The following is an 18,164-nucleotide window of genomic DNA, read 5'->3' on the forward strand; positions in this document are numbered from 1 at the left end:
TCAATATTCGCTCAGTACAAATAACGCTGAGGCAATATGATCTGCAAATAATTTCCCTTCCGGGCTCAGCCTAACTGTAGTTCCTTCCGTAATAAGCCAATCTTTATTGTCTAGTTGAGCAATATTATGCGCCGTTTCCGAGGAGAAATCTTTGCCAAAATCTGCGTTTATTTTTTCCAAATCTATTCCCCACATGGTTCTGAGCGAGGTCATGATATACTCGTTAAAACGGTCATTTAAACTGAGCTCCTCAACCATTTCGGGAAGTTGGTTGCTGTTTAGCTGTTGCATATACAGCGCATTATTGGCTGGGTTATGATACCTGTTCTGTCCATCAAAACCATGGGCAGATGGGCCAATGCCTAAATAATCTATTCCTTTCCAGTAGTTGGTGTTGTGTATGGCATACTTCTGTGGAAGCGCAAAGTTAGAGATTTCATAGTGTTCAAACCCTGCGTTCCGGAGCTGATCCATTAAAATAACAAACTGGGACGCACTCTGATTATCGCTAACCGGGAGCTGTTTTCTGGTTTTTATGGCATGCGCCAATGCGGTTTTGGGTTCAACTGTGAGCGCATAGGCAGAAATGTGCGGTACCTGAAGTTCAATGGCCTTTGCAATATTATTTAACCATTTGGCGTCTGTTAAAAGCGGATATCCATAAATCAGATCTAAGGTTAGATTTTCGAAACCTGCATCCTGGCTGCGCTTAATACAGCTTTCGGCCTCCTCTGCATTGTGTGCCCTGTTCATCCACACCAGGTCTTCATTGTAAAAAGATTGAATACCAACACTAAAGCGGTTAACGGGCAGTTGCCGAAGCTCTTTAAGTTTTTGAGCAGTTAAATCGTCAGGATTGGTTTCAATGGTAATTTCGGCATTCGAATCAACGGCAAAAATGTGATTAATGGTATCGAAAATTTTTTGCAAATGCTGTTGCGAGAGAATAGATGGGGTTCCTCCACCTAAATAAACACTGCCAACTGATCCCGTTATCCGGTCTTTCTTCAATATGATTTCCTTACAAATGCTATCTACCATCTCATCTGCATATTGCAATGAAGTGCTAAAATGGAAATCGCAATAATGGCAAGCTTTCTTGCAAAAAGGGATATGGATATAAATGCCAGGCATTTTGCAAAGATAAGCTTATGTACTTAATATACCCGGGTGCGGTAACAAAGCATCGTCATTTTTTTAGCGCGATAGCAAATAAATAAAAGCATTAAAATGTACAGTTTTGACGCCGCGTTATCGATTAGTTTAGTTTTAGGTATTGAGCAATATTGAAATTTCTCCTATAAAAAATGCATAGCAGGCACTGACGCTCTCTTTGTAAACATAAAACTATGATCTGGATTTATTTTATTTAGGTAAAGAATGAATAATCAACTATTTTTGCGGCTAAAGTTTTGTTTTAAATGCAGAAATATCTATTTGTTTTATTGGCAATTGTGCTCTCTTTACAATTTGTAGAAGCTCAGGAATTGCCTGCACAGGTGGATACAACTGTGGTAGCACCAGTTCAATACCGCCGTTACAGGCCAGATTCTGCTACTCTTGCCCGGCAAAAGTTCGTTACAGATTCAATTATGACGCATACCTGGATACTCCCGGATAGTCTGATTAATAAAACCGCGCTTTTGGATAGTGTACAAAAAGAATATCTTTTTCCAAAGTTAGACCTTCTGGCCTGGCACCAGAAATATAAACATTTAAAGAAGAAAGAGAATCCCTATCAGCTGGGTAAGTTGATTCCTAAAGGAAATGTGGGTTTGCTGGGATTCATTTTTGCCATGTTAGTCATTTTCGCCATCCTAAAAAATGCGTTTTCGAAGCAATTATCGGCAATCGTCCAATCTTTTTTTAGCAATAGGGTACTAAACAATATTAACAAAGAAGATAACCTTTTTAGTTCCTGGCCTTTCTTGTTGTTATTTATCCAGTTTGGCTTTATACTGGGGATGTTTTTCTTTCTGGTTGCCCAATATTACGATATGTATCAGGTGAAGGAAGGGTTCAGGTTTTTCTTTACTATTTCAATAACGATTATCGTTTTTTACGCGCTTAAGTTGATTATACTGAGGTTTTTGGGCTATGTATTTAATGTGCAGAAGCCAGTGGGGGAGTATATTTCAATATTATATTTAAGTTATTTTAATGCGTCATTATTGTTCATACCGCTCGTAGTAGCCTTTGCATTATCCCCCTTAAAGTATGGTGTGGTGTATATTGCATTGGCATTCTTGCTGTTAGGCATCATCTTCGCCTTTCAGTTACTGAGGGCAGGGATCACCATACTTTCTAATAATAAGTTTTCGAAAATGCATTTATTTTTGTACTTTTGCGCCCTCGAAATATGTCCTATTTTGATACTAATTAAAACGATAGGATTGTAGCAGGAAAAAGGAAAAAATGCAAGAAAAGAACGACTCTAGAATTCGTAAAGTAAAAAGTATTTTAGTTACTTTACCAAAACCTGAAACAGAAAAATCTCCCTATTACGACTTGGCGAAGAAGCACAATCTTAAGGTTGACTTCAGGTCTTTCATACATGTTGAAGGTGTGCCGGCAAGAGATTTTAGGAAAGATAAAATCAACCTTGCCGATTTTACAGCAGTAATTTTTACCAGTAGAAATGCCGCTGATCACTTCTTCAGGATTTGTGAGGAGATGAGATATGATGTGCCTGCAGAATTGAAGTATTTTTGTCTTTCAGAGACAATCGCTTTATACCTTCAGAAGTATATCCAATATAGAAAACGCAAAATCTTTTTCGGTAAGCAAACTGCTGCAGATTTAGCAGAAGTATTGAAAAAACATGCAAATGAGAAGTTTTTATACCCTTGTTCGGATGTTGCTACAGAAGACACCATGAAGTTTTTGGAGAAAAGTGGTTACAATTTTACACCTGCCGTTCTGTTCAGAACAGTAGTGAGCGACCTATCCGATCTTGCTGAGGTTTTTTATGATGTAATTGCTTTTTTTAGTCCATCGAGTATCCAATCTTTGTTTAAAAATTTCCCAGATTTTAAACAGAACAATACGCGTATTGCTGCCTTCGGAACAAACACCAATAAGGCTGCTACAGATATGGATTTAATAGTAGATATTGCCGCGCCAACCCCTGGAGTCCCTTCCATGACTATGGCTATCGAGAACTACATCAAAATATCTAATAAATAATACATTGTATAATTTATTTTAAGTCAACACAATAAATGCTTAACTTTACTGTTATTAGTGAGTTAGCATTTATTTGTAACAAAAAAATTAGGTAAAAAGGCACTTAACTAACGTCTTTTGACCTTTTATTAACATTTTGAATTAAATAATTTGCAATTGTTGATAATTTGAGTGATTTTTGATGTAATTGCTTCTAAACCGTGCTGTGCAGACTTTTAAAAATATGAAGAAAATTTACCTTCTGGCTATTATGGGGATAACCGTGTTGCTAGCAAGTTGTGGTCATGGGGGCCAAGGCGAACTAGTGGGGGCTTATAACCGAAAATTCAAAAATAACCGAATTCCTCTGGGGATGGTTTACATTCCACCTGGTCACACACCTCTTGGAGGGTCTGACGAAGATATCACCTTTTCTCAAAATGGCCCAAGCAGAATGACTACCATTAGTGCATTCTTCATGGATCAAACAGAGATTTCTAACGCAGAGTATCGCCAGTTTACCAACTGGGTAAGAGACTCTATCGCAATCGCAATGATGGGAAACCCTCAGCAATTTATGGTAACACCAAGAGGTGCTGCTGCCAACGCTGTTGGTGGAGATAAGTATATCGACTGGAAAAGGGTTGGGCCGAATGGCGCTAACATCTGGCGCAATAAAGGCAGAGGAGCTGCCGCCGCACAAGCCAGCCAGTTAGATGGAATGTATTATTCCGGTTTGGATGCCCTTCCTGGAAGAAAAGAAATAGATGTGCGTAAGTTAGAATATGCTTACAGCATTCTTAATATGGATAAAGCAGCTTTAGGCCACAAAGATCCGAACAGCAAAAGACAAGATTATATCGATCGCTACAATATCGCGGTGTATCCGGATACGATGGTTTGGAAAATAGATTTTTCTTATTCCCAAAACGATCCAATGGTTCGCGGATATTATAACCATCCTTCTTATGATGATTATCCGGTAGTTGGTGTAAGCTGGGAGCAGGCAAAAGCTTTTTCACACTGGAGAACTCAACTTTATCAAGGTGTAGCTTCAGCACGTAAAATGCCAATGAACGCAAGGTTGGATTATGATCTGCCAGCTGAAACTGAATTTGAATATGCTGCAAGGGGTGGCAATACCAAAACCAAGTATCCTTGGGGCGGCCCTTACATCAGAAACACAAAAGGCTGTTTACAGGCAAACTTTAAACCAGGCAGAGGAGATTACTCAAGCGATGGTGGTATTTATACCGTTGGTGTAAAATCATATTTTCCAAATGATTATGGTTTGTACAACATGGCAGGAAACGTTTCGGAATGGACAAAAACTGCATATAATAAAGGGGCAAGCCCATTACTTCATGATTTGAACCCGAACTTTACCTATGTGGCCGGGAAAAATGACAGCAAATACCTTAAGCGTAAAGTTGTAAAAGGAGGTTCATGGAAAGATACCGGTTACTTCCTTCAAAACGCAGTATCAATATATGAATATCAAGACACACAAAGATCTTATATTGGATTCAGATGTGTATCAGCATACCCAGGAACAGACTTAAGAAACTAAACCAAACAAAAACTAAAGAAAAACAACACATTTTTTATGGCAGCAAAACAACAACCAGGTTGGTTACACAAGGCAATTTCGTGGGGAGCAAGTATCGTAATTTTAGGTGCTTTGGCTAAGATTCTTCACATCGGTGGAGCAATGGCTAACTATTTAATTGGTGCAGGTCTAGGTGTAGAGGCATTATTGTTCTTTTTAACGGGTTTCTTCCCCCCAGAACCAGAACCAGCATGGGATAGGGTATATCCTGAATTAAGAGAAGATTTTAAAGGGGAATTGCCAACAGCATCAGCACGCCCTGTTGCAGCAGTAGGTACTTCAAATACGGCCGCTTTAGATAAAATGTTATCTGACGCCAAAATTGGCCCGGATTTAATTGAAAGTTTAGGCAGTGGCTTACGTACTTTTGGCGATAAGGTTGCTACTATTTCTAATGTAGCAGATGCTTCAACAGCAACAAACGAATTTACAAACAAAGTGAAAACTGCTTCTGCTGGTTTCGATAATTTAAGTGTAGCATTTGATAGTGCAACGGCTAACTTAAAGGCGATGGGAGAAAGTAAAGTAGACTCTCAGGCGTATCACGATCAGGTAAATAATTTAGCTAAAAACCTATCGGCATTAAATGCAGTTTATGAATTGGAATTACAGGATTCAAGCGCTCATTTAAAATCGATGAACAAGTTCTATTCTAATTTATCGCTTACCATGCAAAACTTCAACGAATCGATGGAAGATTCTAAGCAGTTTAAAGAAGAAGTGAATAAATTGGCTAAAAACCTTTCATCTCTTAATGCCATTTATGGTAACATGCTTTCGGCTATGAATCAGCCGCGCGTTTAATTAATTGTTTCTACTAATCGAATATTAAAGAAAACCATAACTAATGGCTGGAGGAAAAGAAACAACAAGGCAGCGGATGATCAATATCATGTATTTGGTATTGCTGGCCATGCTTGCCCTAAATGTGTCTGATACAATTTTAAATGCCTTTAAGAATTTGAATGATAGTTTGGAAACGTCAAAATCCAACGTAAACCAGGGTATCGATCAATTATTTGCAGCTTTTGAAAATTCAAAGTTGAAAGAAGAGCCTGCTCGTGCTCAACCTATTTATGATAAAGCTAAAAAGGCAAAGGCAATTGCTGATGACCTCAATAATTACATTGATAACATTAAAAAAAGATTTACTGAAGAAGGTGATGGGATTGATCCTGAAACCGGTGATTTGGTAAAACGCGATAATATGGATATCGCACCTCATATCATGATCAATGGTAAAGAAGGTGAAAAATTAAAAGCAAAAATTAATACAACAAGAGAACAGTTAATTGCATTATTAGATAAGGAAGATCGCAATGTATTGTTCTCTTTAGAAGCAAAAGATCCGAGAAAAGGTAAAGGGAGCTGGCAAGAATCAAATTTTGGTGAAGGAACACCATTAACTGCTGCCATGACTGCCTTAACTAAGATTCAAACCGATACCAAGAATGCTGAAGCAGAAGTTGTAAAGAAACTTTTTGGTAACATGGATAAAGCAGTGGTTAACATTGATAAGTTTGCTGCTGTAGCGGTAGCACCAACTTCTTATGTTATTCAAGGGCAACCTTATGTAGCAGAAGTATTTTTAACTGCGAGTGATTCCAGATCTAATCCGGTAATTACAGTAGGTGGAAGTAACCTGGCTGTAAAAGAGGGTAAAGGAACATATTCTGGTGGGACTGGAAGTGTGGGTGTTTTCAAATGGGTAGGTACTATCCGCGTAAAGCAAACAGACGGTCAGGTTAAAGAATACAAAACACCTGAACAAACATATCAGGTAGCTAAACCATCATCTAGTGTATCTTCAGATAAGATGAATGTGATTTATGCTGGTATTCCTAATCCATTTTCAGTTTCAGCAGCAGGTTTTCCATTGGAAACCGTTAATGCCAGTGCTTCTGGTGCTTCAATGAGTAAAACAGGTGCTGGAAAGTACAATGTATTGGCTGATGGGAGCAAGGTTGGAAGTGAAGTAACGATTAATGTTTCGGCTTCAAATGCAGGCAAAACCATTTCTCTTGGAAGTACCAAATTCAGGGTAAAAGGAATCCCTGCACCAGTAGCAAAAGTAGGTGGACGTGCAGGTGGTGATATTGCATCTGTACAGTTGAAGAGCGAATCAGAAATTGAAGCAGATTTAGATGATTTCCCATTTGATGTAAAGTTTAGAATTTTACGTTATAAATTAACCGTAATTAAACCGCGCTCTGATGCAGTTACGATTGCAGGTAGCGGAGGTAGCTTTACAGGAGCGGTTAGAGGCGCTCTAAACGCTATCACTCCCGGAACAAGGGTGTTTTTTGAAGATATTGTTTCTCAGGGTCCTGATGGCCGCCAAAAGATTTTACCTTCATTGGCATTTAGTGTAAAATAAGAAGATGATGAAAAGGATTGTAAGTATTGTCGTTTTAATGTTGGTTACAGCATTTGCATTTGCTCAGAAAAAGCCAACTAAGTTGACTCCTAAGCCTGCTGCCGTTGCAGCTGCTCCGGTTGATACCGTTAAAGCCCCTGTTAAAACGGCTAAAAAGAAGTTGAAAGTACCACCAAAGGATGGCTACTATGCCCGTAAGGATATAGACAGTACTGAAATGGTTCCATTGGCTGATGTTCGTGAAGAGGATGTTTTTTATGCAAAGCGGATTTGGAGAGAGATTGATTTGCGCGATACAGTAAACTCTGTACTGAAATCTCCTAAATCTAGATTGATCGATGTATTGGTGAATGCCATTAAATCTGAAGAATTAACCGCATACGCGCCAATTGACAGTGCTTTGAACGAGGATGATGCATTTAACAATCCTATGTCTGCAGATTCAGCTGTAAATTCGGCTGCTGGAACCGTTGAGGTTTCCGATAATAAGACAGGAACTGTTAAAACTGTAACTAACGATTTTAACGCAGATTTATTCTTGAAATATAGAATTAAAGAAGATTGGATTTTTGATACCAAGCGCTCTATATTTGAGCCTCGTATAGTTGGTATTGCTCCATTGAAATTCAATGAAGTTTCTAAACAATGGCAACCTGTATTTTGGGTTTATTATACCGAAGCACGTGAAATCTTAACGAAGAAACGTTTGATTAACACCAATAACGATGCCTCTTCTCTAAGCTTTGACGACTTCTTTATCCGCAGATTGTTTGCCAGCTATATTGTTAAGGAATCAAATCCTGGTGATAATAAAATCAGAGATATCATTACTGACCCAAGAGAGCGTTTAATGGAATCTGAAAGAATTAAAAAATCAGTTCTGGATTACGAACAAGGTCTTTGGGAATACTAACAAAAAGGCTTCGATGAAAATCGAAGCCTTTTCTTTTTACTTAATTTGTTCTTCATCCTTGAAATACTCAAGCAAAGTAAGGACCTGTTTTTTATTTAATACTTCTGCTAATTCTTTTTCGGAAGCTTCTCTGATTTTTTTAACCGATTTAAAGTGTTTTAAGAGCTTATCAGCAGATGACTTGCCAATACCATCAATTTGCTCAAGTTCTGTCTTCAGCGTGCCTTGATCACGTTTCTTGCGGTGGAAAGTAATGCCGAATCGGTGGGCTTCATCCCGTAATTGTTGTATAACCTTTAAAGTTTCTGATTTTTTGTCCAGGTATAGCGGATACGAATCTCCCGGATAGAAAAGTTCTTCCAGTCGTTTGGCAATACCTATCACAGTAACTTTGTTCTGAATTCCCAGGAGTTTCAGACTCTTAACGGCTGAAGACAATTGGCCTTTACCACCGTCGATGATAATCAGTTGGGGGAGTGGTTGATCTTCATCCAGCATTCTTCTGTATCGGCGAAAAACTGCTTCTTCCATGGTAGCAAAATCATTTGGGCCCTCCACCGTTTTAACATTAAAATGGCGATAATCTTTTTTTGAGGGTTTGGCATCTTTAAACACAACAATTGCTGAAACCGGATATTTGCCCTGAAAATTCGAATTATCAAAGCATTCAATATGCTTAGGGAGCTGCGTTAAACGTAAATCCTTCTGCATGGTTGTTAGTATGCGGTCGGTACGCAAATCTGGATTTAGCTTTTCATATTGGTTCAGTTTTTCCTTTTTAAAGAAAAGTACGTTCTTTTGTGATAATTCGAGGAGCTTTTTCTTTTCTCCCAATTTGGGAACAGTAAATTTTAGGTTTTCATCTTCCAGCGAAAGCTCAAATGGAACAATGATTTCTTTAGAAGTACTGTTAAACTTTGTCCTGAATTCCAGCATAGCCAGGGTCAGAATCTCATCATCGCTTTCATCCAGTTGCTTTTTAACCTCTATCGTTTGCGTTTGGATAATGGTTCCGTTCATCACCTTCAGGTAATTCACAAAAGCATAACGCTCATCAGATGCGATACTTACTACATCTACATTGGTTATCGCGCTGTTTACTACCGTTGATTTACTTTGATATTTTTCCAGCACCTGCAGCTTGCGCGAATACTGATGTGCCAGTTCAAAATTTAGCTCTTCTGATGCTGTTTTAATAATGGATTTAACCTCGCGGATAACATTCCCGATTTTGCCATTTAAAATTTCCTTGATCTCAGCAATATTTCTGTCGTAATCTTCTTCCGACTGATAATTCTGGCAAGGCCCTTTGCAGTTCCCAATCTGGTACTCTAAACAAACTTTAAATTTGCCCTCTGCAATGTTTTTTTGATTGAGCGGTAAATTACAGGTGCGTAAGGTATAGGTTTCCTTGATGAGGTCTAAGATGGTATGCATCATGCCTATTGAGCCATAGGGGCCAAAATAGGTAGATCCATCTTTAATGACTTTCCTGGTCCAATAAATTCTGGGGAAATTCTCTTTTTTAACGATAATCCAGGGATATGTTTTATCGTCTTTTAAATTGATATTAAATTTAGGTTGATGTTTCTTGATCAGGCTATTTTCTAATAACCAGGCATCAATTTCGGTATCAACAATGGTAAAGGTAATTTTTCTGATCCTTGAAACCAATACCTTGGTTTTGCCATTAAACTGATGACGATCCTGATTGAAATAAGAACCCACCCGGTTGCGCAAATCTTTAGCCTTCCCGATGTACATTAATTTGCCATCAGCATCCCAGTATTGGTAAACACCTGGTTTATGCGGAATAGCGGTTAATGCTGTTTTATGGTCGAAATTGCTCATGTTTTACAAAAATAAGATTCGATACTTAAGTTGCGAAGATAAAAAGCGGTAAATATTACCGTTGTAAATAAAAAGCCCCATTTTTAAAATGAGGCTTTAAATGTTCTTATGATCTTGTAGGATTTAAAACCCTAATTTCTCATCCAGTTCAGTTGGGGTACCTTCTTCTTGTTGCTGGTATTGATTACAATCATATACGATAGATACGCCTGATTTTGGCGCTTCGAAATCGGCATGACTAATTTTCAAAGATGGATTGGCATAAACACGCTTAATAAAACCGGCAAAAATTGGTAAGGCTGTATTTGCTCCCTCACCCTGGCCGGTAGTCAGGAAGTGGAACGCCCTGTCTTCACAGCCGGTCCAGATACCGGTTACCAGTTGTGGCGTTACCGCCATAAACCAACCATCAGAGTTGTTTTGGGTCGTACCTGTTTTACCGCCTATAGGTGCATTCACTTTATATTTGTAGTTTAATCTCGATCCGGTACCGTTCGTTACCACACCTTTCAGCATCCTTGTCATCACGTACGCCACTTCTTCACTCATAATTGGTTTAGGGATTTCCTTTTGAGAGAAAAGCACTACGCCGTTTTTATCTTCTATTCTTAACAGGTAAATAGGTTTGGTATAAATTCCCTTGTTGGCAAAAGCTCCGTATGCACCAACCATATTGTAAACGGATGAATCGAAAGTGCCCAGGCAAATAGAGGGGTAAGCAGGTACATTTGGGATACCCATTTTAGTAGCCAATGTTGAAACTGCCACCGGCCCAACCTGTTTCATGAGGTAAGCCGTAATGTAGTTTTGAGAATACGCAAGGGCTTTTTGTAAGGTTATCGATCCTGGCAATGGTTTACCAGAGTTTCGCGGAGTCCAGGGATCTCCATAACCTTCAATTGTTACGGGTACATTAGGTACGGTGTAACAAGGCGAATAGCCATTTTCTATAGCTACGGCATAAGTAAATGGTTTTGCTGTTGAACCAACCTGCCTGGTTCCCATTTTTACCTGATCGTATTTGAAATGTTCATAGTCAATTCCACCGACCCAGGCTTTAACGTGCCCATTTGTGGGATCCATAGACATCATGGCATTTCTCAATAACATTTTATAGTAACGTACAGAGTCAATGGGTTTCATTAATGTATCTATATCACCTCTCCAGGTAAAGATGGTCATTTCAGTTTTGGTATTGAAATCTTCTTTGATCTCTTCTTCCGATTTGCCTTCAGCCTTTAAGGATTTATAACGATCAGATCGTTTAATCCCTTGTTCAATTTGCAATGCTTTATCCTTAAAAGGATTTCTGCCTTTCCAGCTATTGATAAATTGCTGTTGCAGCTGCTTCATGTATTCTTTTTGAGCTTCTTCGGCATACACCTGCATGTCATAATTCAGCGTGGTATATATTTTTAAACCATCACGATCTAAATCATATGGCGTTCCGTCTGGTTTGGTAATGGATTGCTCCTGGAAAATTGCTTTTATATCATTTTTTAGCACCGAACGGAAATATGGTGCGATACCATCATTCACAGTTGCGGCATTAAAATGAAGGTTCAGTGGCTTTTCTTTCTGTTCCTCAAACTCCTGCTGGGTTAACAGATCAGATTTAACCATCATTGCCATTACTGTATTTCTTCTGTCGCGGGAACGTTCCGGATGACGGGTTGGTGAATACATGGTAATACCTTTTTGCATTCCTACCAAAGTTGCTGCTTGTGTAAGGCTTAACTTATCTGGGGTGGTATTAAAATATACCCTTGCTGCCGATTTAATACCATAAGCCTGGTTACCAAAGTCAACCGTGTTGAGGTACATGGTAATGATTTCTTCTTTGGTATAATTTCTTTCGAGTTTGACTGCAACAATCCACTCTTTGAACTTAGTGAGTACTAAAGACAAGAAATTCAGATTTGATTCCCTTGGGAATAAGTTTTTAGCCAATTGCTGGGTAATGGTACTCGCACCCTGTTTTTTTCCGATTAAGTTATAACCAATGATGGTGAAAGTCCTTTTAAAATCGATTCCTGAATGTTCTTTAAATCGTGTGTCTTCAGTGGCGATTAAACCGTTGATAACGTTTGGAGAGATCTCTTTATAAGTTACATTAGAACGATTTTGTACAAAGTACGTTCCGAGGGGTCTGCCGTCTTCAGCAATGATTTCCGATGCTTGATTACTCTTCGGATGTTCTATATCTCTGAAAGAAGGAAGTGCCCCAAATAATCCAAACCCAATCATCGAAATGAAAATAGCAAAAATGGCTATTCCGGCAATCAGGATTTTCCAGATGCGTAAACTATATTTTTTCGTTTCCTGTGGAGATAGGGGTTTCTTCATTTTGTGTTGTTGTTATTCCGTAATCGAATCAAAAATTGATTCGAGCGACAAATTTATTCATTTTTTAGAGAACATTTGGCGTACAGCTTCCAACATACACTGTAAGTATTACTGATAATTCTCTTTATAAAAGTCTAAATATTCGTTAATACGTTGTCTATCTGTAAGCTTTTCAAAGTTTTCTTTGCTGATGATAAAGCCTTTATATATAGACGCAGGAACCTTCATAATGTTCTTCAATTGACCTTTGATGCTTTCTTCGTAAATTTTTGCATCTTCCAGATCAACGAAACTTACAACATAGATTAACTGATCATTATCTAGCTCAACCAATTTATGCGTGAGATCATTATCCGGATAATTTCCCCGGTTAAACTGACCTATACCAAAACGTGAAGAACTAAGTGTTAGTGTTGCATCTGCAACATCAATTACATAATAATATTCTTCAGATTTAGCTACGCTAAAGATGCTGTTGGCTTTAACAGGCTCTGCTACTTTAACATCAGCGGCTTTTTCAGGTACCTTTGCAATCTCTGCTATAGGTTTATCCGCGGCATTGATATCTGTTGGTATCGGTTTAGGCTTTACATCTATTGGGCTGGCCTGACTTACAAAACGCGGTTCATTATTGTCAAAATCTACCAGCGCAAACGTACGTAATTTAAAATCCTCGATGTTGGCTTCGATGTATTTTAAATGTTCTTTTACCAATGGCGTAATAATTTTATCTTCAGGATAATTAGTCGTGATTAGATTAAATTCAGTTATCAACGCATCTACTTTAGCGGTTCGGCCAACAGCAATGGCTTTTAAATAAGCATATTGCGGAGCAAGTTCGTTTTTAGGGAATGCCTGAATATTATCATTCGCTTGTTTAATTACCCCCGGATAATCCTTTTTTGCGTAAGCATCAAAAGCGACGTTGTAATTGTTGTTGGCAATGTTATCTATTTCACTTTGCTTAGCTGAGTAGGATGGGTCAAGAATAGTCTTTGCAAAATTAGATTCTGGGAATTTAGTCAGAACCAGTTGCTTGTATTCATCTGCTTTATACTGATCTATACCTTGATTATTGAGATATAAACTATAATAGATAGCTGCAAGGTGGTTGTTCTCCGGATAGCGCTTGAGCAATTCCAGGTAAATCTTATTGGCTTCAGGTTTATCATTCAGCTCCTGCTGATAAAAACTGGCCATTTCAAAATAGGCATCAATAATTTTTTGGTTTGAACCTGCCAATTGCTCTGGCGTTGTTGGAAGTGCTTCCAGATACTGTTTTTCTAAAGAAGTTTGTTGTTCAGCTAATTGCGCTGCATTACCATTTGCCGGATTAATCTCATTGGCAACTTTGCCACCGGCTAAAACCTGGTTGTTTTCCTGTGCTGATGACCGGATGCTCTGACGCCAATTGTCTTCTAACTGCCTGTTTCCCCAGCGTTTTTTGAAGTCGCCAAAACCACTGCTAATCGCAGCATTATTATTAAAATAGAATGTACTTCCAATATTTGCTGCACCGGTATTCAATGTTTGTTTAGGGAAGTCGGGATCATCAACAAATCGGTTGCCGCCTGTAACTGCAGTGTTTGCACTAACTTTAGGCGCTAAATAACTTTTTATCTTCGCTTCCCTTTCAGCAGCAGGTAATTTAGCAATGAATTGGGCGGTATCCTCTCTGGCAATAATGGTATAACGATCTGTTAAATATTGCAAATTGACTGCCTTTTTAACAATGTTATCATAGTCTGGGAAATTTTTAGGCAGAATCGTAACCGCACTATCGTAATATAACTTAGCCTTGATGTAATTTTTAAATTCTTTAAAATTAAGGTCCGCAATTCTCAAATAAGAAATTGCTTTCTGGTTTTGATTTCGGGTGCTTTGCTGTATGGATTTGTTGTAGTTCTCTGAGGCTTTTATAAAGTTACCTTCGGCAGAGAAAAGTTCTCCCACCTGGTAGTAAATCTGATCGGTATAATCTGAATTCTTATCATCTTTAAGCAAGGCCAGCAATTGCTGCTCTTTATTTAATTTTTCGCCACCTAATAAGGCCTTTAACTTGATGCGATTAAGATTCGCGTGGAAATACATCTCAAAGGGGGCATTACTTTTCTCAACTTTAGTAAAGTTGGCATAAGCATCCTGCAAATTATTTTCTTTCTCCTGAAGCTGAGCAAGGATGAAGCGCCATCTGATGCGTTGTTGTTGCTCATTTGAACTTGCGATTGCAGATTCCAGAAGCAATATGGCCTCTTTATTTCGCTTTTGATAAATCCGCATTTGTGCGGTAGTGGCCAGCGGTTCTGCCAGATCTTTTTTAAGTTGGTCTGCAGCGCGCAACATGGTATCTAAAACCTTATCAGCAAAGCTCATGTTATTCAGTTCCATCTGGCTCCTGGCTTTCCAGTTCATGGCCATAATAAAAACCTTAAGATTGCTATTGTATGTTTTGGCTACATAATCGAAATATTCAGAAGCGATAAAGAAATTTCCTTTCAAATAATTGGCTTTGCCCAGCAGCATGTAGGCGTCATCAATATAATTACTAAAGCTTTTATCGTTAATAACAGCCTGGCCCTTCATAATAACATCATCCAGCTGTTTATTGGGTGCGCCAGGTGTTAGAACCAGATTAACCTGTGGCTCGGGATCCTGATAAACAGAGAGTATCCGCTCGTAATCATCCGTGTAACTTTCGCTTAGGCTTTGGTTATACTCGGTAAGTAGTACATTTGAATTATAGATATAGTTATATCGAGCTGTCAAATTTTGCATCTTACGACTAAAAGAAGTATCTTTTGGTGTAATGCAGCCATAAAAGAACAGCAAGCTAAAACAAATGAAGAGGGGATGTGAGGCTTTGTTGGCGTAATTTTTCAAGTATAGATAATCTCTTTAGTGAATATACAATAAACAAAAAGTATGCAAAATTATTTTATTTGGCAACAAATTTTAATTATTCAAAGTTAATTTAATTATTGTATTAAAGATGGAAAATCCGAAAGAAGAAAACTCAGGCAAAAAGGTTAATAATGCTGCAAAATACTCAGCCATAGGTTTCCAGATGATTGCTACCATCGGACTATTAACGTTTATTGGGTACAAAATAGATCAGAGCAGGCAGAGTAAATCTAATATAATTACCGCTATGTTCGCTTTGGCTGGCGTTGGAATTGCGATTTATCAGGTGATCAGGCAGGTAACGCGGAATCAATAAAAGGGCTTTATTGGAATTTAATTACTTCATTATAGCTGTATATTAACGCAAATGATATTGCTAATAATCAATCCATTCAACAATAGCAACAATTTCTCCGGGTTAACTAGATACTTGATTTTAAAAAGCTTATCTTTGCAAAAGTTTTTATCGCTAAAGAAATTACTCCATTGACTCTAGCCAAATTTACCAGTATTTACTTTGTTTTTGTCGGTATTTTAATCGGTATTGTTGCGGTCTTACCTGTACTTTTTCCAAATGTACAAATACTTGCCCCTAACTTCTGGCTGCTTTTTGGGTTTATTGCCGGGATCACTTACATCGCCTATGTGCTTGTGGATCTGGGACTGAAACGTAATCCTCAGGTTGGAATAATGGCGATCATGGGATCAATAACAGTGAAGATGATTTTTTGTATGGCTTTTGTGCTGATTTACAGTATTAAAGTGAAGGAAAATGGACTTCTTTTTATACTAAATTTTTTTTCACTTTATTTATTGTTTATAGTGTTTGAAATGTACTGTTTGTTGCGTAACTTGCGCCACCAAAATTTAAAGTAGAAAACTGCCAATAAATGGATTTTAACCAAGTTTTTATGTCGAAAGTTAAGAAGGTAATTGTTGTTTTTACGCTTTTTATAGCGTTTTTATCTATCAAAAATGATACTTTCGCACAAGTTGATAGTGCCGTTGTACCTGTGGATAGTGCTAAGGTTGCAGCGCATGGAGAAGTAGTTCCTGCAGCGCATCACGAAGGAAGTGAAGCCAAAGAAGAAGGTTTTAACATTACTTCATTTATTTTTCACCACATTAGTGATAGTCACTTTTTTACACTTTGGGGGCATGGAGAACACGGGTTAACTTTACATTTGCCTGTAATTCTTTGGACAAACAACGGTTTGGTAACATTTAATTCTTCAGCCTTTAAATTTAATGATGATGGTAAGGTCTTGGTAGAACAAAACGGTCAGCGTTTTGCTATTGCTCACAATAAAATCTACTATGCTAACCCGGTAGCAGATGCTCATGGTTCGTATGTGTCTCATGAACTTGTGGATGGGGAAGAAAAGGTTACTAACGCTCGTCCAATTGATTTCTCCATCACAAAGAACGTTTTTAGTATGTTGTTATCAATTGTTGTGTTAATCATTATTTTTACAACAATTGCTTCTTCTTATAAAAAGAGAGCAGGTAAAGCGCCTAAAGGATTACAGTCATTCTTAGAGCCGATTATTATTTTTGTTCGCGATGATATTGCCAGGCCAAATTTAGGACATAAATATGCTGCATTTATGCCGTATTTATTATCTGTATTTTTCTTCATCTGGTTAAACAATATTTTAGGTTTGGTTCCTTTCTTTCCGGGAGGTGCTAACGTAACAGGTAACATTGCGCTAACAGTAGTTTTAGCTGCTTGTACATTTTTAATTGTTACTTTTAAAGGTAATAAGTATTACTGGGGTCACATTCTTAATCCTCCGGTTCCTTGGTGGTTAAAACCATTAATGATACCTGTAGAGATTTTTGGTATTTTCACCAAGCCAATCGCATTAGCAATCAGGTTATTTGCAAACATTACTGCAGGTCACATTTTGGTAATGTCGTTACTTTGTTTAATTTTTATTTTTAACTCACTTTGGATTGCTCCGGCTTCAATTTTCTTCGCTGTGTTTATCGGCTTAATTGAATTCCTGGTTGCTTTTATCCAGGCGTTTATATTCACCATTCTTTCGGCTTTATTTATTGGTATGGCTGTAGAGGATCATCATTAATCAATTGAACATTATTGTTAAATAAATATAAATAAATCAGAAAATGACTGGAACATTAGCTGCAATCGGCGCGGGCTTAGCTGCAATAGGCGCTGGATTAGGTATCGGTAAAATTGGTGGATCTGCAATGGAATCAATTGCTCGTCAACCAGAAGCCGCTTCTAAAATTCAAACTGCTATGCTTATCGCTGCTGCCTTTATCGAGGCGGTTGCTTTATTCGCGGTAGTAGTTTCTTTGATCGCAAAATAATCAAAGAAAGAATTCATACAAGAACCTTTTCGGGATTGCCGTTAAGGTTCTTGTTTAAATTGTATAGTAATCAGAATATTAAATATATAAGATGGATTTATTAATTCCGGAAATTGGTTTATTGGTATGGAATACCATTGCTTTTTTATTGTTGTTGTTCTTATTAGGCAAATTTGCCTGGAAACCAATTATGAAAGCAATTCATGAGCGTGAACAAAGTATTGATGATGCTTTAAACAAAGCTGAATTGGCTAAACAAGAAATGGCTCGCTTAACTGCTCAAAACCAGGATTTGATGCAACAGGCACGTGCTGAACGCGATGAAATTTTGAAGGAAGCTAAAACACTTAAAGATAGTATCTTAAACGAAGCTAAGAAACAAGCGCAGGTTGAAGGTGCTAAATTGATTGAAAAAGCGAAGATCGAAATTGAAAACCAAAAGAAAGCTGCATTGGCTGAGGTTAAAGATCAGGTTTCTTCATTATCATTAGAAATTGCTGAACGTGTGTTACGTAACCAGTTAGATGATAAAGCTAAGCAAGAAGCATTGGTAGCTAATTTGTTAAAAGACGTTGAATTAAACTAAGTTCAAAGTACAAAGTTTAAAGTACGAAGTGCAGAGTCATTCACCATTGGGTTAGACTTTAAACTTTTTAACTTTCAAC

The 18,164-nt window shown here is 37.9% G+C and carries 15 protein-coding genes; 11 read left to right on the forward strand and 4 right to left on the reverse strand.

All coding sequences use genetic code 11. The annotated features are described in order from the left end of the window. Complete coding sequence (gene hemW / locus ACQY77_RS14755; protein ID WP_421941395.1) at positions 1-1,134, reverse strand: radical SAM family heme chaperone HemW; 1,134 nt, start codon at positions 1,132-1,134, stop codon at positions 1-3. Between the two features lie 287 nt (positions 1,135-1,421). Between hemW and ACQY77_RS14760 the strand changes: the two genes are divergently transcribed. The 6 genes from ACQY77_RS14760 to gldN all read left to right on the forward strand — a co-directional run bounded on the left by ACQY77_RS14760 (position 1,422) and on the right by gldN (position 8,064). Then, a complete protein-coding gene (locus tag ACQY77_RS14760; protein ID WP_421941394.1) occupies positions 1,422-2,399 on the forward strand; it encodes a DUF4271 domain-containing protein in 978 nt (325 codons plus the stop codon). Positions 2,400-2,415: 16 nt separating this feature from the next. Next, the gene (locus ACQY77_RS14765) at positions 2,416-3,186 is read left to right on the forward strand and encodes a uroporphyrinogen-III synthase (RefSeq protein ID WP_421941393.1); all 771 of its coding nucleotides are present in this window, start codon (positions 2,416-2,418) and stop codon (positions 3,184-3,186) included. Between the two features lie 223 nt (positions 3,187-3,409). Then, positions 3,410-4,735, forward strand: a complete 1,326-nt coding sequence (locus ACQY77_RS14770) for an SUMF1/EgtB/PvdO family nonheme iron enzyme (protein WP_421941392.1) — start codon at positions 3,410-3,412, stop codon at positions 4,733-4,735. 36 nt (positions 4,736-4,771) lie between these two features. After that, positions 4,772-5,578: a gliding motility protein GldL gene (gene gldL / locus ACQY77_RS14775; RefSeq protein ID WP_421941391.1), complete on the forward strand. Its 807-nt coding sequence runs from the start codon at positions 4,772-4,774 to the stop codon at positions 5,576-5,578. Between the two features lie 43 nt (positions 5,579-5,621). Beyond that, complete coding sequence (gene gldM / locus ACQY77_RS14780) at positions 5,622-7,151, forward strand: gliding motility protein GldM (RefSeq protein ID WP_421941390.1); 1,530 nt, start codon at positions 5,622-5,624, stop codon at positions 7,149-7,151. Between the two features lie 4 nt (positions 7,152-7,155). Then, positions 7,156-8,064, forward strand: coding sequence for a gliding motility protein GldN (gene gldN, locus ACQY77_RS14785; protein WP_421941389.1), 909 nt, complete (start codon positions 7,156-7,158; stop codon positions 8,062-8,064). 36 nt (positions 8,065-8,100) lie between these two features. On the opposite strand, the gene uvrC is transcribed toward gldN, so the two are convergent. The 3 genes from uvrC to ACQY77_RS14800 form a co-directional block, all read right to left on the reverse strand. Next, the gene (gene uvrC / locus ACQY77_RS14790; protein WP_421941388.1) at positions 8,101-9,915 is read right to left on the reverse strand and encodes an excinuclease ABC subunit UvrC; all 1,815 of its coding nucleotides are present in this window, start codon (positions 9,913-9,915) and stop codon (positions 8,101-8,103) included. A 123-nt stretch (positions 9,916-10,038) separates the two neighbouring features. Next, the gene (locus ACQY77_RS14795; protein WP_421941387.1) at positions 10,039-12,261 is read right to left on the reverse strand and encodes a transglycosylase domain-containing protein; all 2,223 of its coding nucleotides are present in this window, start codon (positions 12,259-12,261) and stop codon (positions 10,039-10,041) included. A gap of 108 nt (positions 12,262-12,369) precedes the next feature. After that, entirely contained in the window at positions 12,370-15,141 is a 2,772-nt protein-coding gene (locus ACQY77_RS14800) for a tetratricopeptide repeat protein (protein WP_421941386.1), read from the reverse strand. Between the two features lie 109 nt (positions 15,142-15,250). Between ACQY77_RS14800 and ACQY77_RS14805 the strand changes: the two genes are divergently transcribed. The 5 genes from ACQY77_RS14805 to ACQY77_RS14825 all read left to right on the forward strand — a co-directional run bounded on the left by ACQY77_RS14805 (position 15,251) and on the right by ACQY77_RS14825 (position 18,085). Beyond that, complete coding sequence (locus ACQY77_RS14805) at positions 15,251-15,478, forward strand: AtpZ/AtpI family protein (protein ID WP_421941385.1); 228 nt, start codon at positions 15,251-15,253, stop codon at positions 15,476-15,478. Between the two features lie 170 nt (positions 15,479-15,648). After that, positions 15,649-16,038: a hypothetical protein gene (locus ACQY77_RS14810; RefSeq protein ID WP_421941384.1), complete on the forward strand. Its 390-nt coding sequence runs from the start codon at positions 15,649-15,651 to the stop codon at positions 16,036-16,038. A 35-nt stretch (positions 16,039-16,073) separates the two neighbouring features. Next, positions 16,074-17,249 carry a F0F1 ATP synthase subunit A gene (gene atpB, locus ACQY77_RS14815; protein ID WP_421941383.1) on the forward strand — a complete coding sequence of 392 codons (1,176 nt, stop codon included), beginning with the start codon at positions 16,074-16,076 and terminating at the stop codon, positions 17,247-17,249. Between the two features lie 43 nt (positions 17,250-17,292). Then, positions 17,293-17,499 carry an ATP synthase F0 subunit C gene (gene atpE / locus ACQY77_RS14820; RefSeq protein WP_010601523.1) on the forward strand — a complete coding sequence of 69 codons (207 nt, stop codon included), beginning with the start codon at positions 17,293-17,295 and terminating at the stop codon, positions 17,497-17,499. Positions 17,500-17,590: 91 nt separating this feature from the next. Further along, positions 17,591-18,085 (forward strand): F0F1 ATP synthase subunit B, encoded by a 495-nt coding sequence (locus ACQY77_RS14825; protein ID WP_421941382.1) that lies wholly within the window; start codon positions 17,591-17,593, stop codon positions 18,083-18,085. Positions 18,086-18,164: the final 79 nt, after the last annotated feature.

The sequence above is a fragment of the Pedobacter sp. genome (assembly GCF_965279535.1).
Classification (GTDB): Bacteria; Bacteroidota; Bacteroidia; order Sphingobacteriales; family Sphingobacteriaceae; genus Pedobacter.